19 protein-coding genes are annotated in these 21729 nt (G+C 68.5%); 12 read left to right on the plus strand and 7 right to left on the minus strand.

Annotated elements, in window-relative coordinates; all coding sequences use genetic code 11:
- Positions 1-49 precede the first annotated feature (49 nt).
- Positions 50-415: a nuclear transport factor 2 family protein gene (locus OEJ37_RS08715; protein WP_174417168.1), complete on the plus strand. Its 366-nt coding sequence runs from the start codon at positions 50-52 to the stop codon at positions 413-415.
- A gap of 320 nt (positions 416-735) precedes the next feature.
- On the opposite strand, the gene OEJ37_RS08720 is transcribed toward OEJ37_RS08715, so the two are convergent.
- On the minus strand, positions 736-993 hold the full coding sequence (locus tag OEJ37_RS08720; RefSeq protein WP_175919975.1) for a DUF4148 domain-containing protein: 258 nt from the start codon (positions 991-993) through the stop codon (positions 736-738).
- 200 nt (positions 994-1193) lie between these two features.
- On the opposite strand from OEJ37_RS08720, the gene OEJ37_RS08725 reads away from it, so the two are divergent.
- Together OEJ37_RS08725 and OEJ37_RS08730 are read left to right on the plus strand one after the other, a co-directional pair.
- Positions 1194-1871, plus strand: a complete 678-nt coding sequence (locus OEJ37_RS08725) for a heavy metal response regulator transcription factor (protein WP_174417165.1) — start codon at positions 1194-1196, stop codon at positions 1869-1871.
- Positions 1868-3349: a heavy metal sensor histidine kinase gene (locus tag OEJ37_RS08730; protein WP_263344014.1), complete on the plus strand. Its 1482-nt coding sequence runs from the start codon at positions 1868-1870 to the stop codon at positions 3347-3349. The genes OEJ37_RS08725 and OEJ37_RS08730 overlap by 4 nt, the downstream gene beginning before the upstream one ends.
- Here the strand turns inward: OEJ37_RS08730 and OEJ37_RS08735 are convergent.
- The 3 genes from OEJ37_RS08735 to OEJ37_RS08745 are packed head-to-tail and all read right to left on the minus strand — an operon-like array spanning position 3330 to position 9579.
- Positions 3330-4922, minus strand: coding sequence for an efflux transporter outer membrane subunit (locus OEJ37_RS08735; RefSeq protein ID WP_263344015.1), 1593 nt, complete (start codon positions 4920-4922; stop codon positions 3330-3332). The two genes, OEJ37_RS08730 and OEJ37_RS08735, sit on opposite strands and share 20 nt — an antisense overlap.
- A gap of 31 nt (positions 4923-4953) precedes the next feature.
- On the minus strand, positions 4954-6315 hold the full coding sequence (locus OEJ37_RS08740) for an efflux RND transporter periplasmic adaptor subunit (RefSeq protein WP_263344017.1): 1362 nt from the start codon (positions 6313-6315) through the stop codon (positions 4954-4956).
- A gap of 48 nt (positions 6316-6363) precedes the next feature.
- Positions 6364-9579: an efflux RND transporter permease subunit gene (locus OEJ37_RS08745; protein WP_263344018.1), complete on the minus strand. Its 3216-nt coding sequence runs from the start codon at positions 9577-9579 to the stop codon at positions 6364-6366.
- 269 nt (positions 9580-9848) lie between these two features.
- Between OEJ37_RS08745 and OEJ37_RS08750 the strand changes: the two genes are divergently transcribed.
- Both OEJ37_RS08750 and OEJ37_RS08755 read left to right on the plus strand, forming a co-directional pair.
- Positions 9849-10127 carry a DUF4148 domain-containing protein gene (locus OEJ37_RS08750; RefSeq protein WP_174417160.1) on the plus strand — a complete coding sequence of 93 codons (279 nt, stop codon included), beginning with the start codon at positions 9849-9851 and terminating at the stop codon, positions 10125-10127.
- A 15-nt stretch (positions 10128-10142) separates the two neighbouring features.
- Positions 10143-10466, plus strand: a complete 324-nt coding sequence (locus tag OEJ37_RS08755; protein WP_263344020.1) for a hypothetical protein — start codon at positions 10143-10145, stop codon at positions 10464-10466.
- Positions 10467-10537: 71 nt separating this feature from the next.
- Here OEJ37_RS08755 and OEJ37_RS08760 read toward each other — a convergent pair whose 3' ends face one another.
- Positions 10538-11926, minus strand: a complete 1389-nt coding sequence (locus OEJ37_RS08760) for an MFS transporter (protein ID WP_263344022.1) — start codon at positions 11924-11926, stop codon at positions 10538-10540.
- Between the two features lie 130 nt (positions 11927-12056).
- The gene (locus OEJ37_RS08765) at positions 12057-12980 is read right to left on the minus strand and encodes a LysR family transcriptional regulator (protein ID WP_174417158.1); all 924 of its coding nucleotides are present in this window, start codon (positions 12978-12980) and stop codon (positions 12057-12059) included.
- A 118-nt stretch (positions 12981-13098) separates the two neighbouring features.
- On the opposite strand from OEJ37_RS08765, the gene OEJ37_RS08770 reads away from it, so the two are divergent.
- The 7 genes from OEJ37_RS08770 (at position 13099) to yjfF (ending at position 20515) form a co-directional block, all read left to right on the plus strand.
- Positions 13099-13677: a YceI family protein gene (locus OEJ37_RS08770; RefSeq protein ID WP_175919982.1), complete on the plus strand. Its 579-nt coding sequence runs from the start codon at positions 13099-13101 to the stop codon at positions 13675-13677.
- Positions 13678-13696: 19 nt separating this feature from the next.
- Positions 13697-14302 carry an FMN-dependent NADH-azoreductase gene (locus OEJ37_RS08775; RefSeq protein WP_174417156.1) on the plus strand — a complete coding sequence of 202 codons (606 nt, stop codon included), beginning with the start codon at positions 13697-13699 and terminating at the stop codon, positions 14300-14302.
- Positions 14303-14402: 100 nt separating this feature from the next.
- The gene (locus OEJ37_RS08780; protein ID WP_263344025.1) at positions 14403-15251 is read left to right on the plus strand and encodes a pirin family protein; all 849 of its coding nucleotides are present in this window, start codon (positions 14403-14405) and stop codon (positions 15249-15251) included.
- A 603-nt stretch (positions 15252-15854) separates the two neighbouring features.
- Positions 15855-16817 carry an ABC transporter substrate-binding protein gene (locus OEJ37_RS08785; RefSeq protein WP_174417154.1) on the plus strand — a complete coding sequence of 321 codons (963 nt, stop codon included), beginning with the start codon at positions 15855-15857 and terminating at the stop codon, positions 16815-16817.
- 61 nt (positions 16818-16878) lie between these two features.
- A complete protein-coding gene (locus OEJ37_RS08790) occupies positions 16879-18393 on the plus strand; it encodes a sugar ABC transporter ATP-binding protein (protein ID WP_263344027.1) in 1515 nt (504 codons plus the stop codon).
- Positions 18390-19430 carry an ABC transporter permease gene (locus tag OEJ37_RS08795; RefSeq protein WP_263344028.1) on the plus strand — a complete coding sequence of 347 codons (1041 nt, stop codon included), beginning with the start codon at positions 18390-18392 and terminating at the stop codon, positions 19428-19430. The genes OEJ37_RS08790 and OEJ37_RS08795 overlap by 4 nt, the downstream gene beginning before the upstream one ends.
- Positions 19427-20515 carry a galactofuranose ABC transporter, permease protein YjfF gene (yjfF, locus tag OEJ37_RS08800; protein ID WP_175919987.1) on the plus strand — a complete coding sequence of 363 codons (1089 nt, stop codon included), beginning with the start codon at positions 19427-19429 and terminating at the stop codon, positions 20513-20515. The genes OEJ37_RS08795 and yjfF overlap by 4 nt, the downstream gene beginning before the upstream one ends.
- Before the next feature lie 109 nt (positions 20516-20624).
- Here the strand turns inward: yjfF and OEJ37_RS08805 are convergent, their stop codons facing one another.
- Entirely contained in the window at positions 20625-21713 is a 1089-nt protein-coding gene (locus tag OEJ37_RS08805; RefSeq protein ID WP_263344029.1) for an aldose epimerase family protein, read from the minus strand.
- Positions 21714-21729 lie beyond the last annotated feature (16 nt).

The following is a 21729-nucleotide window of genomic DNA, read 5'->3' on the forward strand; positions in this document are numbered from 1 at the left end:
CCGCGCTATCCGGCGACCCACTTCATTTCATTTAGTCAGGAGAACGATGATGAACGACCGTATCCATGAACTGCTCGAACGCAATCTGCAGGAAGTCTTCGGCGAGGGCGACGCGGCGCGCCGGCGCGCTGCGATCGAAGCGCTGTATACCGACGACTGCGTGCTCTACGTGCCGCCCGGCACGTTCGTCGGACACGACGCGCTCGACAAGTTCGCCGGGGATTTGCGCGCGACGCATCCTCATTTCGTCTATACCGCGCACGGCAAGCCGCAGGCACTCCACAACGCCGGTCGCGTGGCGTGGGGCTCGGGCCCGCGCGGCGAAGCGCCCGAATACACGGGCGTGGACGTGATCATCGTGCGCGACGGGAAGATTGCCGCGCTTTATGTGTTCCTGGATTCGGAGCCGTCGTAGGTGTGCGGCGGGCGGGTTTTTCGCCAAGTCGCGTGAATTGCGTTACGGATAATCCAAGAACCGCGACGTCGGCGCCGGCAGCGTCGGCGTCGCTCGAGAAGTCCGACGCCGCCGACGCGTCGAACACGCGGTTGTAGTTCGCATACGCGGCGAAGCCGTTGCGGAGGTTCTCGCGATGCTGGAACGTGATCGAGTAGCGGTTGGTGTGCGTCGTTGCGTCGTCCTGCAGCACGCTGACGGACAGCGAGCCGGAACAGGCCGACATGTACCGGGCCGGCACGACATCCGGCCGTTGGCCGGATGCCGGTTACATGCCGAGATCAATTTCCGGCCGAGGCCGTCGCGATCGGCGTCGCGTCGTGATGCTGGATCGCGTAAATCTGGCGATTGCGTGCGATCTCCGCATGCGACGGCGGATAGTCGTTCCGGTTCGACGGCAGCAGACCGTCGGCTTCGGCATCGATCAGTTGCTGGCGGACTTCGGTGCGCGTGAGCGGCGCCTGCGTGGACTGGGCGAAGGCCTGCGTGCCGAACGGCAGGCTCAGCGTGGCAACGACGAAAGCAGCGACGAGTTTCATGATGGCTCCTGGGCAGATGAATGAACGGGCGAGTGGGGATGGGCCCACGACTCGAATTCTGGTCGCCGCGGCAGTCACCACCCTGACCCGCCGATTACAGTTTCGTAATCAGACCGTGGCGCGCCTGCGCGCTGCGGTTCGCCCGCCCCGTTTCCCGGTAACATCGGCGCATGTCACCACCGAATGCGATGGAACCGATCATGCACATCCTGATAGTCGAAGACGAGCCGAAGACCGGCGCGTACCTGAAGAAGGGACTCGAGGAATCCGGCTTCAGCGTCGATCTCGCGAAGGACGGCGGCGAGGGGCTGACGCTCGCGCAGGAAGAAAGCTACGACGTGATCGTGCTCGACGTGATGCTGCCCGTGCTCGACGGCTGGAGCGTGCTGAAGCGGCTGCGCGACACGCACGCGACGCCCGTGCTGTTCCTGACCGCGCGCGACGACGTGCAGGACCGCGTGCACGGGCTCGAACTCGGCGCGGACGACTACCTCGTGAAGCCGTTCGCGTTCGTCGAGCTGCTCGCGCGCATTCGCACGCTCGCGCGCCGCGGGCCGCCGCGCGAGACGGAGCGCATTTCGGTGGGCGATCTGGAGATCGACGTCGTGCGCCGCCGCGTGAAGCGCGGCACGGTGCGGATCGACCTGACCCCGCGCGAATTCTCGCTGCTGCAGCTGCTCGCGCGCAGGCAGGGCGAGGTGCTGAGCCGCACGCAGATCGCGTCGTACGTGTGGGACATGAATTTCGACAGCGACACCAACGTCGTCGAGGTCGCGATTCGCCGGCTGCGCGCGAAGGTCGACGACGATTTCGCGGTCAAGCTGATCCATACGGTGCGCGGCGTCGGTTACGTGCTCGAACCGAAGGACGCCGCATGACGCTCGGCCGCTCGCTCGGCGCGACGCTCGCGCTCGCGTTCGGCGCAACCACGCTCGCCGTCTTCGCGCTCGTCGGCGCGTACGTGTACTCCGGCCTCGAGCGGCAGGTGAGCACGCAGGACGACCTCGACATCGTGCTCGCCGCGCGGCATACGCGCCGGCTGGCGGGCGAACTCGATTCGGTCGATGCCGTGCGCACGCATGCGGACCGGCTGACGAGCCAGGTGCTCGGCAACGAGGCGCTGTCGATGGCCGTCGTCGACGGGCAGGGCAAGCTGCTCGCGCGCCACAACGTCGAGCGGACCGAATTCGAGGATCTGCCCGGGGCGGCCGCCGGTGCATCGTCGCCCGCGCTGCCTGCATTACCCGACGCCGAACTGTTTCCGCCGCACGCGACGCCGGTGCCCGCGAACGTACGGATTACCGCCGACCGGATCGCGACGTGGGCCGCCGACGGCGGCACGCCCGTGCGCGGCGTGGTCGCCGATGCCGAGTTGCGCGACCACACGAAGATCCGGATCGCGATCGCGCGCAACATGAGCGATCGTGCCGAACTGCTCGACGGCTACCGCGACAAGCTGAAGATCGCCGGCGGCCTGGGCGCGCTGTTCGTGATGCTGCTCAGCTACTGGCTGATCCGCCGGGCGCTCGCGCCGCTGCGCGAGATCGTCGCGAACACGGGCCGCATCACCGTCGACAAGCTCGATACGCGGCTCGATGCGTCGCGCGCGCCGCGCGAGCTGACGGCGCTGGTCGATGCGCAGAACGCGATGCTCGGCCGCTTGCAGCAGGCGTTCGGGCACCTGTCGCAATTCAGCGCGGATCTCGCGCACGACCTGCGCACGCCGCTGAACAACATGCGCGGCGCGACCGAGGTGGCGTTGGCGCGGCCGCGCTCCGCCGACGAATACCAGGCGCTGCTCGAATCGAATCTCGAGGAATACGACCGTCTCGCGCGGATGATCGAGAACGTGCTGTTTCTCGCGCGCGCCGAGCATCCGGGCTTCGTCACGCGGCAGCGCGCATTCGACGTGCACGACGAACTGGAGCGCATCGCCGGTTATTTCGAAGGGCTCGCGGACGAAGCCGGCTCGACGCTGCTGGTCGACGGGCACGGCCGGCTGACTGCCGATCTCGAACTATTTCGCCGCGCGGTCAGCAACCTGCTCGCGAACGCGCTGCGCTACACGCCGGCGGGCGGCGTCATCACGCTGCGCGTCGACGAAACGGCGGATGCGGTGCACGTCGTCGTCACGAACCCGGGCGAGCCGATCGATCCCGCGCTGCTGCCGCGCATCTTCGACCGCTTCGTGCGCGGCGACCCCGCGCGCAGCGGCGGCGTGCCGGGCGGCACGGCCGGGCTCGGCCTCGCGATCGTGCGCTCGGTGATGGAACTGCACGGCGGCACCGCACGCGTCGAAAGCGACGCGGCCGGGACGCGGTTCATTCTCAGCTTCGTCAAGACGCCAACGGCGTAGCGGCCGCGTGCGCGGCGGCGGTTGCGTCCGCACCCGCACCCGCACCCGCACCCGCACCCGCACCCGCACCCGCACCCGCATCTGCGCCGGTATGCCAGCCGCCGCCCAGCGCCGTCAGCAGCCCGACCGCCGCCTCCATCCGGCGCGCGGCGATCTGGTCGGCCACGCGGCGGTTCGTCAGCGCGATCGTCTGCGCGGTCACGACGTCGAGGTAGCTGACGGCACCCGCGTTGAAGCGGTTGGTCGTCAGCCGCAGCGACAGGTCGGCCGCATCGGTCGCGCGCTGCTGGCTGCCGGCTTCCGACGCGAGCGCATCCAGCGTGGAAAGCTGATCCTCGACCTGCTGGAACGCGACCAGCACCGTCTGCCGATAGTCGGCGACCACGCCGTCGTATTGCGCATGCGCGCCGCGCAGCGACGCGCTGTGGCGTCCGCCGTCGAACAGCGTGCCGGCGAGCTGCGAGCCGAGCGACCAGAACAGGCTCGGCGCGGTGAGCCACGGCGCGAAGAACGAGCTTTCGAGCCCCGCGCTCGCCGACAGCACGAGATCGGGAAAGAACGCTGCGCGCGCCTCGCCGATCTGCGCGTTCGCGGCCGCGACGCGGCGCTCGGCCGCCGCGATGTCGGGCCGCCGTTCGAGCAGTTGCGACGGCACGCCGGCCGGGATCGCTGGCACGTCGAACGATTGCACGCGCGGCGGCAGCGCGAACGTCGACGCGCTTTCGCCGACAAGTGTCGCGATCGCATGCTGGCGCTGCGCACGCGACGCATCGATGTCGGTGTCCTGTGTGCGCGTCGCTTCCAGTTGCGTCTCGGCCTGCGCGACCGCCGACGCGTCGATCGCACCGGCCGCGAGCTGCTGTTTCAAGAGCTTCAGTGCGTCCGCATACGCGCGCACCGTATCGTCGAGCAACTGCTTCTGCGTATCGAGCGAACGCAGCGCGAAATAGTCGGTTGCGAGCGTGGCCGTGACCGACAGCTTCACGGCCTGCAGGTCGGCCGCGCTCGCGTCGGCGTTCGCCTGCGCGCCCGTCACCGCGTCGCGCACGCGGCCGAACAGGTCGGGTTCCCAGCTCGCGGCCACGCCGGCCTGATAGTCGGGCGTCGTCTTGCCGGCGAGCGACGAGCCGAGCTTGTTCTGCGACAGGCGCGAGCGGCTCTGCGCGGCGCCGGCCGTGACGGTCGGCAGGAACCCCGCATGCTGGTAGTCGACCATCGCGCGCGCCTGCTGGAGATCGGCGATGGCCTTCTTCACGGTCTGGTTCGAGATGTCGACACGCGCTTCGAGCGCGTTCAGGTCGGCATCGTCGAAGACGGTCCACCATGGGCCGCGCGGCGCGACATCGGCCGGCGCCGCGACGTTCCAGCCGGGCTGGGCGGCGGGGGCGTTCGCAGCCGGTATGCCCGTAGCCGGTACGCCCGTAGCCGGTATGCCCGCATAGTGCGCGGGCACCGCGATGGTGGGCGGCGAATAGGGCGGCAATGTCGAGCACGCGGACAACGCGGCCAACGCGGCAGCGACGCCGAGTGCGACGACGCGGCGGGCGAACGGAAGCGGACGAACGAAGCGCATGACGGATCTCTCGCGGGTTTTCATGGGCGGATCAACCTCGGGCGTGCGTGGAAGCTGATGCCGGCATCGAAGCCGGCGCCGCGACGGCGGTGGGCGTCGACGCAGCCGCGCTGGGCGCAGCCGTCGCACCGGCTGCGGGGCCCGTCTGCGCCGCCGGCGCGACCGACACGATCTTCACGGTTTCGCCGGCGGCAATCGAATCGCCCGGGTTGTCGATCACGCGATCGCTCGCGGCGAGCCCCGACACGATCTCGACGCGCGTGCCGAAATCGCGCCCGATCTGCACGGTCTTCAGCGCGGTGGTGCCGTTCGCGGCGACGGTCGCGACCGTCACGCCGTTCGGCCGGAACAGCAGCGCGCTGACCGGCAACTCGAACGCGGGGGCCGCGCTCGGCACGAGCAGGTGCGCCTGCGCATACGCGCCGGGCAGCAGCGCGCCGTCGCCGTTGTCGACGTCGATCTCGACGCGCAGCGTGCGCGTGACCGGATCGATCGCGCCGGCGCTGCGCGCGATGTGCGCGGCGAAGCGCCGCCCCGGATACTGCTGCGTGGTCAGGTAGACGGCGGTCCCGGTCGTCACGCCCGCTGCGCTGTCCTGCGGCACGTCGACGAACACGCGCAGCGTGCCGGTTTGTTCGAGATGGAACAGCTCGCCGGACAGGCCGGGGCTGCCCGGCGTGCCGCCCGCGGTGACGAGCGTGCCGACGTCGACGTTGCGCGCGGTGATCACGCCGTCGAACGGCGCCGCGACCGCTTCGTACGACACCAGCTCGGTCAGGTGCGCGACGTTCGCCTGCGCGGAGGCCAGCATCGCGCGCTTCGCGTTCATGTCGGCGACCTTCGAGTCGGTGTCCTGTTGCGACACCGATTGCGTCTTCAGCATGTCCTGCCAGCGCTGCGCGGTCGATTTCGCATAGTCGTAGTTCGCCTGCGCGGTTGCCGCGTCGGCGCGCGCCTGCCGCAACTGCGCGTCGAGGTCGGGCGCGGTGATCTGCGCGAGCGTCTGCCCGGCCTTCACGTGCGCGCCGATGTCGGCGCTCCAGTGCGCGATATAACCGCTCGTGCGTGCATAGATCGACGCCTCCGCGTACGGCATCACCGCGCCCGGCAGCGTCAGCGTCTGGTCGGCGGGCGCTGTGCCCGGCAGGATCACCGACACCGGCAGCGCCTGCTGCGCGGCGACCTGCACGCGTTGCGCGGCGCGCGCGTCGACGCGCGGCACGATGCCGGCGGCCAGCAGCGCGGCGGCCACCGCGATCGCGACGAGCGGGACGGCCAGCTTGCGGCCGCGACGGGGTGGCGAAGTGTCGGGCGTCGTGTCGCGCGCGGTTGACGGTGCCGTGTCCGCATCGGCGGCCGGCGGCGGGGCGAGAGGTTCGGTCGTGTCGTTCATGATGGTTCGAGGTCGGGCGAGTCGAAGGGAGTCGTTGTGAGGCTGCGATCAGGGCAACGCCGGCGTGTCCTGCGCGCGGCGCGCGGCGGCCGCGTCGCGGCGCCGGTCGAGCCATGCATGGACGAAGCCGAACACGACGGGCACGAACAGCAGCGTCGACAGCGTGCCGAACGCCAGCCCGCCGATCACCGCGCGGCCGAGCGGCGCGTTCTGTTCGCCGCCGTCGCCGAGGCCCAGCGCCATCGGCAGCATGCCGATCAGCATCGCGAGCGCGGTCATCACGACCGGGCGGAAGCGGCTGAAACCCGCGTCGAGCGCGGCCTGCCACGGCGGCGCGTCGCCCGCGATCAGCTCGCGCGCCGCGTTGACGACGAGGATGCTGTTCGCGGTCGCGATACCGATGCACAGGATCGTGCCGGTCAGCGCGGGCACCGACAGCGTCGTGCGCGTGACGAACAGCATCCATGCGATGCCGGCGAGCGACGCGGGCAGGCCGCCGACGATCACGAGCGGGTCGAGCCACGACTGGAAGTTGACGACCATCAGCAGGTAGACGAGCGCGATCGCGAGCGCGAGGCCGCCGAGCAGCCCGGCAAACGATTCGTGCATCGCCTGCACCTGGCCGCGCAGCACGATCGACGAACCGGGCGGCAACTGCGCGCGCGCAGCGTCGACGAGCTGGGTCACGTCGGCCGTGACGCCGCCGAGATCGCGCCCCTGCACCGACGCGAAGATGTCGAGCACCGGCTGCACGTTGTAGTGCGACACGACCGCCTGCTGCGTCGCGCGCGAGAAGCTGCCGAGCGAGCCGAGCAGGTTCTGCGCGGGCGCGCCGGCCGGCGTCTGCGGCGAACGCGCGGTGCCCGCCGGCAGCGGCACGTTCGCGAGCGCCTGCAGCGAATCGACCGAATACTGAGGCGACTGCACCATCAGCGGATAGCTGACGCCGTTGCGCGGGTCGAGCCAGAAGTTCGGCGTCGTCTGCGAGCTGCCGGACAGCGCGATCAGCAGATTCTGCGCGACGTCGCGCTGCTCGAGGCCGGCCTGGATCGCCTTCGTGCGGTCCACGTTCACGTTGATGGCCGGCTCGTCGCCGGGCTGCTGGATGCGCGCGTCGACGAGGCCGCGCACGCCGCGCAGTTTCGCAAGCAGCGCGTTCGCGACCGCGCGGTTCTGGTCGAGCTTGTTGCCGACGATCTGGATGTCGATCGGCGCGGGCAGCCCGAAGTTGAGGATCTGGCTGACGATGTCGGCCGGCAGGAACGCGAACGTCACGCCGGGGAACGACTGCGCGAGCAGGTTGCGCAGCTTCGCGACGTACGCGGCAGTCGGCGCATGGTTCGGCTTCAGCGTGATCATCACGTCGGCGTCCTCGGTGCCGATCGGGTCGGACGAGTCGTACGTGAGGTTGATCCCGCTCACCGGCACGCCGATGTTGTCGAGCACGCTCGCGATGTCGTTCGCGGGAATCACGTCGTGGATGCGCGCTTCCACTTCGTCGGTCAGGCGCGCGGTTTCCTCGATCCGCGTGCCGGTCGGCGCGCGCAGGTGCAGGCGGATCTCGCCCGTGTCGACCGACGGGAAGAAATCCTGTCCGGCGAACGCGAACAGCCCGGTCGACGCGGCGCACGCGAGCAGGAAGGCCGCCGCGAAACGGCGGCGGCGCGCGATCGCCGCCGACAGCAGCGCGCGATAGCGCAGCCGGACCGCCTCGAAGCGATGTTCGAACGCGGCCTGGAAGCGTGCGATCCGAGCGAACACGCCACGCGGCGGCCGGCCGTGCCCCTTTGCGCGCATCAGCGCCATCGCGAGCGTCGGCACCAGCGTGCGCGAGAAGAAATACGACGCGACCATCGCGAAGATCACCGCCTCGGCCATCGGCACGAACAGGTAGCGCGCGACGCCGGTGAGCAGGAACATCGGCACGAACACGATGCAGATCGACAGCGTCGACACGAAGGTCGGCACCGCGATCTCGCCCGCGCCGGTCAGGATCGCGTCTTCGAGCGGCGCGCCGCGTTCGAGGTGATGCGTGATGTTCTCGATCGCGACGGTGGCATCGTCGACGAGAATCCCGACCGCGAGCGCGAGCCCGCCGAGCGTCATGATGTTGATCGTCTGGCCGAGCGCGGCGAGCGCGAGCAGCGACGTGAGCACCGCGAGCGGGATCGACACCGCGATGATCAGCGTCGCGCGCCAGCTGCCGAGGAACAGCAGGATCATCAGCGCGGTGAGGCACGCGGCGATCAGCGCCTCGCGCACGACGCCCTGGATCGCCGCCTTCACGAACACCGACTGATCGCCGAGCGCCGAGATGTGCAGCGCCTTCGGCAGGCCGGCCGCGATCTTCGGCAGCATCGCCTTGACCTGGTCGATGATCGTCAGCGTCGATGCGCTGCCGGTTTTCTCGACGGTCAGCAGTGCCGCGCGCTTGCCGTCGGCGCGCACGATGTTGGTCTGCGGCGCGTAGCCGTCGCGAACGTGCGCGACGTCGCGCACATACACGACGCTGCCGCCGATCGTCTTCACCGGCAGGTTGTTCAGCGCGGCGACCGTCTGCGTGCTGCCGTTCATCTGCACGTTGTACTCGCGCGTGCCGATCTTCGCGGTGCCGCCGGGCAGGATCAGGTTCTGCGCGTTGATCGCGTTCACGACGTCGATCGGCGCGAGCCCCTTCGCCTGCAGCGCGCGCGTGTCGAGATCGACGACGATCTGGCGGATCTTGCCGCCGAACGGCAGCGGCACGGCCGCGCCCTGCACGGTCGCGAGCTGCGTGCGGATGAAGCTGTTGCCGAGGTCGTACAGCTGCTGCTCGGCGAGCGTGTCGCTCGACAGCCCGAGCTGCAGGATCGGCACCGTCGATGCGTTGTACGTAATGATGTTCGGCGGCAGCGTGCCGGGCGGCAGGATCCGCAGGATCGACGCGGAATTGCTCGCGGCTTCCGCGATCGCGCGGTTGATGTCCGCGCCGGGGTGGAAGAAGATCTTCACGACCGACACGCCGTTCAGCGACTGCGATTCGATGTGCTCGATGTCGTCGACGTCGGACGTGAGCGCGCGCTCGTAGTTCGACGTGATGCGCTTGGCCATGTCCTCGGCGGAGAAGCCGTTGTACGACCAGACGATGCTGACGACCGGGATGTCGATGTTCGGGAAGATGTCGGTCGGCGTGCGCAGGAGCGCGAGCGGTCCCGCGATGAAGATCAGCAGCGCAAGCACGACGAACGTATAGGGTCTGCGCAACGCCAGCCGGACGATCCACATGATGTTTTCCTCGAAGCAGGGCAGGGGTGCCGCATTCGATGCGACGAGCGTGCAGTCTGACGATGCCGCGTTGACCCGGCCCTGACTCGAAGATTACGAAGCTGTTATCTGCGTGCGGCGCCGCAGATTTCAGAATTGTCATCCGGCGGTCAGCGTCGCGCCGGCCGCGATCACCAGAATGAACGTGTCAGGCGGCGAATCGCATCCGCGGTTCCGCCGGCGGCGCATCGACGATGCGTCTTCATCGAACCGTTCTGGGGAGTTTCATCATGAATCGCAGACTGATCGCAGCCGCCGCGCTGCTCGCACTCGCAATCGGCACGCCGGTGGCCGCTTTCGCACAAACGTCGTCGTCGGGCCCGACCCGCGCCGACGTGATCGCCGACCTGGTCCAGGCGCAGCGCGACGGCACCGTGCCCACGTCGAACTGGGACTATCCGCCGAGCACGCAGACGATCGCGCGCAATCGTGAGCTGTATGCGATCGCGCACGGCGAGCAGGGCACCGCGACCGCGTCGGCGTCCGTGCCGACCGTCAGCGCGCAGTAAGCCGGGAGTCGGGCGATGAAGTTCCTTTCCCGACTGGCGATCGCCGCGCTGCTCGCGGCGGCGGTCGCGCCGGCGTTTGCGCGCGGGATGCCGCAACTGCCCGATGACGACGGCGGGCGCGCCAGTGTGCTGCGCGAGTTGAATCCGACGCGGATGAATGGCGATGCGCGGGCGCATGCTGGCGGCGTCGTTTCGAATCAGGATGGCGAGACCGACAGGAAGGCGGCGACCCGCCGGAACCGAGTCTCGTCGAGTCCTGCCGCGATGGCCGTCATGCTGCCCGGCTTACGGGCGATTGGCGGGCGCGCGCCTGGCGTTCGTGCAAGCGCCCGATCGTGAAGGCAGCCGGTTCACCGGCAATACTCGGGAAGCGCGCGCCGTTTCGCTGGCTGCCCGGGTTCAGGCAGTCGTCAAGTATTCGGCGAAACTTCGGTTGCCGAAGGCGCAGCCACCGCCGCCGATTCGTCGGCAAGCGCCCACCGCTTCACGAGCCCGGCGATGACGAGCACGGCCACCGCACCCGTCAGCGGCGCAACCGCCATGATCGGGAGAATTTGGCCGAGCCCCAGTCCCGCGCTCAGGATCGCCGCGCCGGCAAACGCGCTGCCGATGGCGCCAAGCCGCCCGAACGCATGCATCCAGCTCAGGCCGGTGGAGCGCGCCACGGTCGGGTAGAAGCGCGCGGTCAACGCGTTCATCCCGGTGTTCGTGCCGGGAACGAACCACCCCCAAGCGAATGCGAGGACCTGCAACGCCCCAAACGTCGACTGCATGCCATGCACGGCCCAGAGCGACACGGCCGCCAGGCAAAAGCTCGCGGCGATCGTCCGGTAGCGATCGAAGCGATCCATCAGCCAGCCGATCGCGATCGAGCCCAGCGTGCCGCCCCAGTTCAGGAAGCCGACCATGATGGCGCCCTGGGCACTCGTATAGCCGGCCTCTTTCGCCATTGTCGGCAGCCAGTTGTAAAGCAGGTAGGTGACGAACAGCCCGACGAAATAGCACAGCCAGATGAGGACCGTGCCGGCGATGTAGCGCTTCGACAGGATGGTGCCGATCGCGCCGCCTTTCACCTTGGGCTGGGCCGGCAGGAAGAATCGCGTATCGGCGGGCACGCGCGTGCGGCCGATCGCGGAAAGAATCTTCGCAATCAGTTCGGGGCGCTTGTTCTGGACTGTCAGGAAAGCTGCCGATTCGGGCAGCCAGAGCATGAGAAGCGGCACGCACGCCACGGCCAGCGCGCCACCCACCGTGAGCAGCGTGCGCCATCCGTAGCCCGGAATGATCCAGGCCGCGATGAAGCCGCACAGTGCGGCGCCCACCGTGAACCCGCTGTACACGATGGTTACGAGGAACGAGCGCCGACGTTCCGGCACGTACTCGGACCACAGGGTCACGACGTTCGGCATCACTGCACCCAGGCCGAGCCCGGTGACGAACCGGATGGGCAACATCGTCCCGAGCGAGGTTGCGTGCGCGGTGGCCAGGGTCCCGACGCCGATGATCAGCACGCTGGCGACCAGCACGCGCTTGCGCCCGAACCGGTCGGCGATCGGTCCGCCGAGCAGCGCGCCCGCCGCAAGGCCGAACAACGCGGCGCTGAGCACCGGCGCCAGCGCGTTCTTGGTGACGCCCCATTCCTTGATGAGTTCCGGCACGACGAAGCCGATGATGACGGTATCCCAGCCGTCCAGCGAGATCACGATGAACGTCAGGACGCCGACCAGCCACTGAAACGGGCTGACCGCGCGCTCGTCGATGAATTCCCGGACATTGATGGATCTTCCTGATGCCAGCATGGCTGTCTCCTGCGATGGGGCACCGGGCCCTTGTATTGCGTCGGTCGATACCCGACGCGGTGCACCGCAGTGTTCGATCGCCGAAATTCCGCGTCCAACAAGAAATTCCGTTCACCGCGACAAGGAAACGTTATCGATCGGCATCGCCCTTCGGCTGCCCGGGCATTCCGTTACCCAGTTTTTCCAGCAGAAACTCGGCGAACACCGACACCGCGGGCGGCAACGGCGGGCGGCTCGTATAGACGAGCTGCAGCCCGAGGCCGGTGCTCGAACGTCGATAGGAAGGCAGCACGCGCACCAGTTTTCCCTGCTCGATCGCCGGTTCGGCGAGCAACTGCGGCAGCAGTGCGATCCCGAGCCCGGCGATGCAGGCCTGTACCACCACGCGCATGTCGTTGACCGAGAAGCGGCTGTCGATCGAGATTTCCTGGGTGCCGCGCGGCCCCTGCAGGCGCCACATGCTGCGCCCCTGACGGCTGGACACCGTCAGGCAATCGTGGTCGGCCAGATCGCGCGGCGTGCGCGGCGCGGCGCGCCGTTCGAGGTAGGCGGGGCTTGCCGCGAGGATCATGGTGCCCGGCGCAATCCGGCGCACGCGGAAGCTGCCGCCGGTCTCGATCCCCATCCGCAGGGCCAGGTCGATGCGCTCGCCGATCAGGTCGGACGGCGTGTCGTCGAGCAGGAAGTCGATGCTGATCTGCGGATAGCGCGCATAGAACTCGGCCAGCCATTCCAGCCGGAAAAATTCGAACAGGCCGGCCATCGCGGTCACGCGGACCGTGCCGGACGGCGCCTGCCCGTCCGCATGCAGCCGCTCGATCTCGAAGAGCCGGTCGAGCGCCGGCGCATAGCGCTCGAACAGCGCCTGGCCTTCGGTGCTCGGCGCGAGCTTGCGGGTCGAGCGATGCAGCAGGCGCGTGCCGAGTTGCGCTTCGAACTGATCGATGCGCCGGCTCAGCGTATTGGCCGGCATGCGCAGGCGCCGCGCGGCCTCCGAGAAGCTGCCGGCGCGGACGACCTGGACGAACAGCGCGAGATCATTCAGATCGAGCATCGGATTCCTCCAAAAATGGATTAATCAAATCCTATTTATCCGTCTAGTGTAAAGCGGCTTCAGTCTCCATACTCGTCTCACGCTACAGACGAACACCTGACGTCTCAAGGAGATTGAATTGAACCAGCATCTGACGATCGCAGCAGGCGCACTCGCCGCATCGTTGTCGTTTTCCGCGTTCGCGGCCGCATCGACGTACCAGCTCGATCCGGACCATACGTACCCGAGTTTCGAGGCCGACCACATCGGCGGCCTGTCGGTCTGGCGCGGCAAGTTCGACAAATCGGGCGGCACCGTGACGCTCGACCGCGCGGCAAAAACCGGCACCGTCGAAGTGACGACCGCCATTGCGTCGGTTCATACGGGCAGCACGAAGCTCGACCAGGACTTGCAATCGAACCAGTTCTTCGACGCGTCGAAGTTCCCGGAAGCGACCTACAAGGGTGCGATCACGTTCAACGGCGACAGGCCGGCGACGGTCGTCGGCAATCTCACGATGCATGGCGTGACCCGGCCGCTGACGCTGAAGATCGATTCGTTCAAGTGCATGCCGCATCCGATGCTCAAGCGCGAAGTGTGCGGCGTAGACGCGGTGGGCGAGTTCGATCGCAGCGAGTTCGGCGTCGATTTCGGCAAGGCGTATGGCTTCAGCATGAAGACCCGCCTGCTGATTACGGCCGAAGCCCTCAAGCAGTAACCCCATTCGGAGAACCCTCATGAAACTGCTGCATATCGATTCCAGCATCCTCGGCCAAGGCTCGGTCAGCCGTGAACTGTCGGCGGAGGCCGTCGCGACCTTCCGCGGCCGCGACCCCGGCCTCACGGTGACGCGCCTCGATCTCGCCGCGACGCCGATCGGCCATCTGACGGCCGAACACCTGGCCGCCGCGCAAGGCGCGCCGATCGACGACGCGCTGAAGGCGGACGTCGAGATCGGCCAGCGCGCGCTCGACGAATTTCTCGCGGCCGACATCGTGGTCGTCGGCGCACCGATGTACAACTTCGGCATCGCGTCGCAGCTGAAGGCGTGGATCGACCGCATCTCCGTCGCCGGCAAGACGTTTCGCTACGGCGAGAACGGGCCGGTCGGATTGTGCGTCGGCAAGAAGCTGGTCGTCGCGTCGTCGCGCGGCGGCGTGTACAGCGAAGGGTCGCCCGTGGCCGCGTTCGATCATCAGGAAACCTATCTGAAAGCGGCGTTCGGCTTCCTCGGCGTCACGGACATCACGTTCATTCGCGCGGAAGGCGTGGCGATGGGGCAGGACATGCGCAGCGGCGCCATCGCATCGGCGAAGGAAGCGGCGGCTGCGCTCGCGGCCTGAAGGTGTTTGCCGGCTTGCTTTCTCAATTGCGCACAAACCGACGCGGACTGCTGACCCGGCCACGCCGCCTGTCGCACCTCGATACGCTGGAGCACACCCGATGAATGCCGTCGATCCCGTTTTGCAGACCGCCGTCGCCGGTCGTCAAGTCATCTTCCGTACGCGCGGCCACGCGCACGGGCCGGTCGTCCGGATGGCAAGCCCGTCCGACGTCGGCGAGATGATCAAGCCGTTCGTCTTCCTCGACCTGATCGATACGCAAGCGCCGTTGGGGCAGCCGGCCTTCGGCTGGCATCCGCATTCGGGTATCGCCACGCTGACGCTCGCGATCGATGGACGCGGCACCTACGCCGAATCCACCGGTCACGAAGGCACGATGGAGGCGGGCGACATCGAATGGATGAGCGCGGGGCGCGGCGTCTGGCATACGGGTTCCGTCGCGCCGCCGGTCAAGGCGTTCCAGTTGTGGGTCGCGTTGCCGCCCGGGCGCGAGCTGGCGCCCGCGTTCAGCCAGCACCTGTCGATCGACGACATTCCGTCGGACGGCCCGGCGCGCGTGCTGCTCGGCCGCAGCGGCGACGCGGTCAGCCCGATCGATGCGCCGCCGGGCATCAACTACGTCGTCGTGCAACTGAAGGCCGGCGAGCGCTGGACCTGCCGGCCGCCGCAGGGCTACCGGGTCGGCTGGACCGCCGTGATGGACGGCCGCCTGCGTACGCCGGACCCGGTCGGCCAGGGCGAACTGGTCGTCTTCGACCCGTCCGACGCTGCGATCGAATTCGACGCGGTGACCAATGTGCGCTTCGTGGTCGGTACGGCCATCCCGCATCCGCACGATCTCCATCTGGGCCACTACTCGGTGCACACGAGCGCCGCGGCGCTGGTGGAAGGCGAGCGCGAAATCGTGCGCATCGGCCGCGAACTGCGCGCCAAGGGCGTGTTGCGCTGATCGGAAAGCGCGCAAGCGGATATCCGCCGCGTGGCCCCGAACCGCGTGGCAAGCGACAGGAGACGATTCATGACGGACATGCTGCCCGTCATGGTGCCGATCGGCCTGGGGGCGGGCGCGATCGACACGTCGGCGGCTACCACCTCGCGTTCCTGTTGGGCGCCGGGGCCGCAGTAGCGGCGTCGGTGCTGGCTGGTGTGTTCATGCGGGCCCGCATGCCTGCGCCGGTACCCGGCGTTGCGTCGTCCGCCGCTTCGATCTGAAGCAAACCGGCGTTTTCCTTTCCGCTGCTGCCTTCCGGCATTCCGCCCACGGAATCCTGGCGCGACCGGCGCATTGCCGGAATGCGCCGGCTTTCACGCATTCGAATTGACCCGGCTCGCCCTCCGCTGCCGCTCCAGGCGCCCCCGCGCGCTTAGGTGTTTATACGTATGCCGATTCCGATATCGCTTCAATCCAAGATTTCATTGGAAGGTTATCGGACTTGTTCCTAGACTAATCCGGGGCATACATACCGGGCCGGCAGGCACAGCCCTGAACCGCGCGCGCCAAGCAGAAACAGAACAGCGCCGCGGCATACAACGACATCATCGGAGACGGACCATGACATTCATCAGGAAGCTGGCGGCCGGTGCGATCGTCGCCGCGGCGACGGTACTCGCGCCCGGCGCATTCGCGCAGCAAAAGCCGATCACGCTCGGGTTCTCGCAGGTCGGCGCGGAAAGCGCGTGGCGCACCGCGAACACCGTGTCGGTGAAGGGCGCGGCGAAAGACGCCGGCATCAACCTGAAATTCTCGGACGCGCAGCAGAAGCAGGAGAACCAGATCCGCGCGATCCGCTCGTTCATCGCGCAGAAGGTCGACGTGATCGCGTTCTCGCCGGTCGTCGAATCAGGCTGGGAGCCGGTGCTGACCGAAGCGAAGGCCGCGCACATCCCGGTGATCCTGACCGATCGCGGGATCGACGTGAAGGATCCGTCGCTGTACGTGACGATGATCGGCTCGGACTTCCTCGAGGAAGGGCGGCGCGCGGGCCACTGGATGGAAGAGCGTTACAAGAACGACGCGGGCCCGATCAACATCGTCGAGCTGCAGGGCACGGTCGGTTCTGCACCGGCCAACGATCGCCGCGCGGGCCTGCTCGAAGTGATCAAAAGCAATCCGAAATTCAAGGTGATCGCGTCGCAGAGCGGCGACTTCACGCTCGCCGGCGGCAAGCAGGTGATGGAAGCGTTCGCGAAGACCTACGGCAAGCAGATCAACGTCGTCTACGCGCACAACGACGACATGGCGCTCGGCGCGATCCAGGCGATGGAAGAGGCCGGGATCAAGCCCGGCAAGGACGTGGCCGTCGTGTCGTTCGATGCGACGAAGGGCGGCTTCCAGGCGATGGTCGCCGGCAAGATCAACGTCGACGTCGAATGCAGCCCGCTGCTCGGCCCGCAGCTGATGAGCGCGGTGAAGGACGTCGTCGCCGGCAAGCCGCTGCCCAAGCGCATCGTGACGAACGAGACGGTGTTCCCGATGAGCGTCGCGGCGCAGGTGCTGCCGACTCGCAAATACTGACATGGTCCGCACGGGCGGCGGCGCGGCGGCCGCCGCCGGCGACCGCTTCGAGGGAGGGTTCATGACGAGTCCGCCGGTGGTCGAGATGATCGGCATCGACAAGTCGTTTCCGGGCGTCAGCGCGCTGCAGCGCGTGAACTTCCGGCTGTTTCCGGGCGAGATCCACGCGCTGATGGGCCAGAACGGCGCGGGCAAGTCGACGCTGATCAACGTGCTCACCGGCGTGCATGCGCACGACGCGGGCGAGATTCGCGTCGGCGGCGAGCCGGTGCGCTTCGCCGCACCGCGCGAGGCCGAGGCGGCCGGGATCCAGACGCTCTATCAGGAAGTGAACCTGTGCGCGAACCTGTCGGTCGCCGAGAACATCTTCGCGGGCCGGCAGCCGATGCGGCGCGGCGCGATCGACTGGAACTCGATCCATGCGCGGGCGCGCGCCGCGCTGGCCGAACTCGACCTGTCGCTCGACGTCACGCGCTCGCTCGACGCGTATCCGATCGCGGTGCAGCAGATGGTCGCGATCGCGCGCGCCGTTTCCGTCGATGCGCGCGTGCTGATTCTCGACGAGCCGACGTCGAGCCTCGACGACGGCGAGGTCGCGCGGCTGTTCGACGTGCTGCGCCGGCTGAAGGCGTCGGGCATCGCGATCCTGTTCGTCACGCATTTCCTTGAGCAGACCTATGCGGTGTCCGACCGGATCACCGTGATGCGCAACGGCGAGCGCGAAGGCGAGTACCTGGCGCGCGACCTGCCGGTCGACGTGCTGGTCGCGAAGATGACCGGCCGCGAACGGATGTCCGACATGCTGCAGGCGGGCGCCGCCGCGGTCGAGCGCGCGGCCGGCGCGGCCGCGCCGTTCCTGTCGATGCGGCAGGTCGGCCGGCGCGGGATGATGAGCCCGCTCGATCTCGACGTGCGGCCCGGCGAAATCGTCGGTCTGGCCGGGCTGCTCGGCTCGGGGCGCACCGAAACCGCGCAGCTCGCATTCGCCGCGGAACGCACCGACACCGGTGCGATCGAGATCGACGGCGCGCGCAAGCGGCTGGCTTCGCCGCACGATGCGGTCCGGCACGGGATCGCGTATTGCCCGGAAGACCGCAAGAAGGAGGGCATCGTCGCCGCGCTGTCGATCCGCGAGAACATCGTCCTCGCGCTGCAGGCGCGGCGCGGCTGGTGGCGGCTGATCGGGCGCGCGCGTCAGCGCGAGATCGCCGATACGTATATCGCGCGGCTCGGCATCAAGGCGCGCGACGCGGAGCAGCCGATCGGGCTGCTGTCGGGCGGCAACCAGCAGAAGGTGCTGCTCGCGCGCTGGCTCGCGACGGACCCGAAGCTGCTGATCCTCGACGAGCCGACGCGCGGCATCGACGTCGCCGCGAAGTTCGACATCATGGAGCGCGTGCTCGCGCTGTGCGCGACCGGGCTCGCGATCCTGTTCATCTCGTCGGAGATCGGCGAAGTGGTGCGCGTGAGCCACCGGATCGCGGTGCTGCGCGACCGGCGCAAGGTCGCCGAACTGACCGGCGCCGACGCGTCCGAGGAGCAGGTTTACCGGCTGATCGCGGGAGGCCAGTCATGATGCGTGTGCGCACGCTGTTTCGTCATCCGCTTGCGTGGCCGGTGCTGACGCTTGCGCTGTTGTTCGCGCTCGACGTCGCGCATCGTCCGGGCTTCCTGTCGATCGCGCTGCTCGACGGCCACCTGTTCGGCGCGCCGATCGACATCCTGAACCGCGCGGCGCCGCTCGTGATCGTGTCGCTCGGGATGACGCTCGTGATCGCGACGCGCGGGATCGACATTTCCGTCGGCGCGATCGTCGCGATCGCCGGCGCGGCCGCGGCGATCGTGCTCGAAGCCGAGCCGTCGCGGGTCGGCACGGCGCTGGCCGCCGCGCTCGGCGTCGGGTTGCTCGCGGGCGCGTGGAACGGCCTGCTCGTCGCGTTCGTCGGGATGCAGCCGATCATCGCGACGCTGATCCTGATGGTGGCCGGCCGCGGCGTCGCTCAACTGCTGACGGGCGGCCAGATCATTCCGATCGGCGCGCCCGGCTACCTCGCGCTCGGCGGCGGTTATCTGGCGACGGTGCCGTGCTCGGTGTGGATCGCGGTCGCGACGATCGCCGCGACCGCGCTGCTGGTGAACCGCACGGCGCTCGGGCTGTTCATTCGCGCGATCGGCGTGAACCCGGTCGCCACGCGGCTCGTCGGGCTGCGCTCGGGCGCGGTCGTGTTCGGCGTGTACCTGTGTTCCGGCGTGATGTCGGCGGTCGCGGGTATCCTCGCGAGTTCCAACGTGCGCAGCGCCGACGGCAACAACGCGGGGCTGCTGCTCGAGCTCGACGCGATCCTCGCGGTGACGCTCGGCGGCACGTCGCTGCTCGGCGGCCGCTTCAGCCTCGCCGGCTCCGTGCTCGGCGCGCTGATCATCCAGACGCTGACCTACACGACCTATTCGATCGGCGTGCCGCCGGAGGCGACGCTGGTCGTCAAGGCGGTCGTCGTGATCGTCGTGACGCTGATCCAGTCGGACGCGGCGCGCGCGCTCGTGGTCCGGCACGCGTCGCGGCTGCTGCCTTCCGCGCGTTCGCGCACCACCTCTGGAGCCACGCCCCGATGACCCGATTCCTTGGCCGGCTCGCCGACCCGCGCACGCTGCCGATCGTCGTGACGATCGTGCTGTTCGCCGCGCTGTTCGGCTTCGGATCCGTGATGTACACGGGATTTTTCTCGATGCAGGTGCTCACCGGCTTGCTCGTCGACAACGCGTTCCTGCTGATCGTCGCGATCGGCATGACGTTCGTGATCGTGTCGGGCGGCATCGACCTGTCGGTCGGCTCTGTCGTTGCGCTGACGACGATCTTCTGCGCGGTCGGCGCCGAGCGGCTGCACTGGCCCGTGTGGGTGATCGTGCCGCTGGTGCTCGCGTTCGGCGCGCTGTACGGCGCGGCGATGGGTGCGCTGATCCATTATTTCCGGCTGCAGCCGTTCATCGTCACGCTGGCCGGGATGTTTCTCGCGCGCGGCGCGTGCTTCCTGATCACGACGCAGTCGATCACGATCAACGAACCGACGTTCCATGCGATCGCGGGCATCAGCGTGCCGGTCGGCGGCGGCACGCTGAGCGCGGGTGCGCTGATCGCGCTCGTGACGCTGGCCGTCGCGATCTACGTCGCGCATTTCACGCGTTTCGGCCGCAACGTGTACGCGATCGGCGGCAACGAACGCTCGGCGCTGCTGATGGGGCTGCCGGTCGCGCGCACGAAAATCGGCGTCTATGCGCTGAGCGGGCTGTGTTCGTCACTCGGCGGCGTGGTGTTCACGTTGTACGTGCTGTCGGGCTACGGGCTGCAGGCGCAGGGGATGGAACTCGACGCGATCGCCGCGACCGTGATCGGCGGCACGCTGCTCACGGGCGGCGTGGGCTACGTGATCGGCTCGGTATTCGGCGTCGGTATCCTCGGTACGATCCAGGTGCTGATCACGTTCGACGGCACGTTGAGCTCGTGGTGGACGCGGATCGTGATCGGCGCGCTGCTGTGCGTGTTCTGCGTGCTGCAGCGGGTCATCGAGCGGCACGCAACGCGGCGGCGCACGGGCGGTACGGGGCTGGGCGCGCAGCAGCCGAAGCGCGACACCGCGCACGCGCGGCCGGCCGAGCCCGGCGAGGACGCGGCGCTGGTGTCGACGATGCGGCGCGTGTAGTGCGCGTAGTGGATCGCGCGCCGCGCCGTGACGGGCAACGGGGCAGCGGCACGCACGACGTGGTTGATGCCTGGCCGCCGGTGCCTGTCGAAGGCGGCCGGCGCGCACGTTACGCGCGAACGGCCACCCGGTACAGGGTCGTTTGACGATAGACGGCACCCGGATGAAGGATGACGTCGTCGCGCAGGTCGGCCATGTTGACCTGATCCGGAAAGCCGCCGGCTTCGACGCACAGCGCGGCGTGTTGCGCGCACCGCGTGCCGCCCCTCACGCGCAAGCCGTCCAGATAGTTGCCGGTATAGAGCTGGAGGCCGCGCTGATCGGTCGACACGATCAATTCGCGGCCGCTTTCCGGATCGTAGATGCCGGCGACGGGCCTGACCGCGCGCGCGCCGTCGCGCAGCGCGAAGCAGTGATCGAAGCCGCGCGCCCTTGCAAGTTGCGCATGCGGCCAATCGAGGCGCGCGCCGAGCGGCGCGCTCTGCCGGAAATCGAAAGCGGTGCCGGTCACGTCAGCGGTGCCGGTCGGGATCAGCGCGTCGTCGACCTCGAGGAACGCGTCGGCGTCGATGGTCAGCACATGGCCGCGCACGTCGCTGCCCGCGCGGCCGCTGAGGTTGAAATAGCTGTGATTCGTGAGGTTGAGCGGCGTGGGTGCGTCGGTGACGCCGGTGTAGTCGATCGTCAGCGTGCCGTCGTCGTCGAGCGCATAACGAACCTGCACGCTCACGTTGCCCGGAAAACCCGCGTCGCCTTCCGGCGAATCGAGCCGCAGCGTCAGCCCGCCGCAGTCGTCGACGACTTCCCAGCGCTGGCGGTGAAAGCCGCTCGCGCCGCCGTGCAGCAGATTGCCGTTCTCGTTGCGATCGAGCAGGTAGTCGACGCCGTCGAGCGTGAAGCGCGCGCCGGCGATCCGGTTCGCCCAGCGGCCGACCGTCGCGCCGAGGTAGGCGCCCGATTCGACGTACTCGGCAGGCGTGTCGTGCGCAAGCACGATATCGGCGAAGCGTCCGGTGCGGTCGGGCGCGAGCCACGACACGACGGTCGCGCCAAGGTCGCTGACGACGACGCGCATGCCGTGCGTGTTGCGGAGCGTATAGCGCCGCACCGTGTCGCCGTCGGGCAGCGTGTCCCACGGCTCGGCGTGAACGCGTGCGACGCCGGGCGTCGGGCGGGGGGATTCGGTTTCGATATGCATAGGATGATTCGATGTG

It is taken from the genome of Burkholderia sp. BKH01 (assembly GCF_025685725.1).
Classification (GTDB): domain Bacteria; phylum Pseudomonadota; class Gammaproteobacteria; order Burkholderiales; family Burkholderiaceae; genus Burkholderia; species Burkholderia pyrrocinia_C.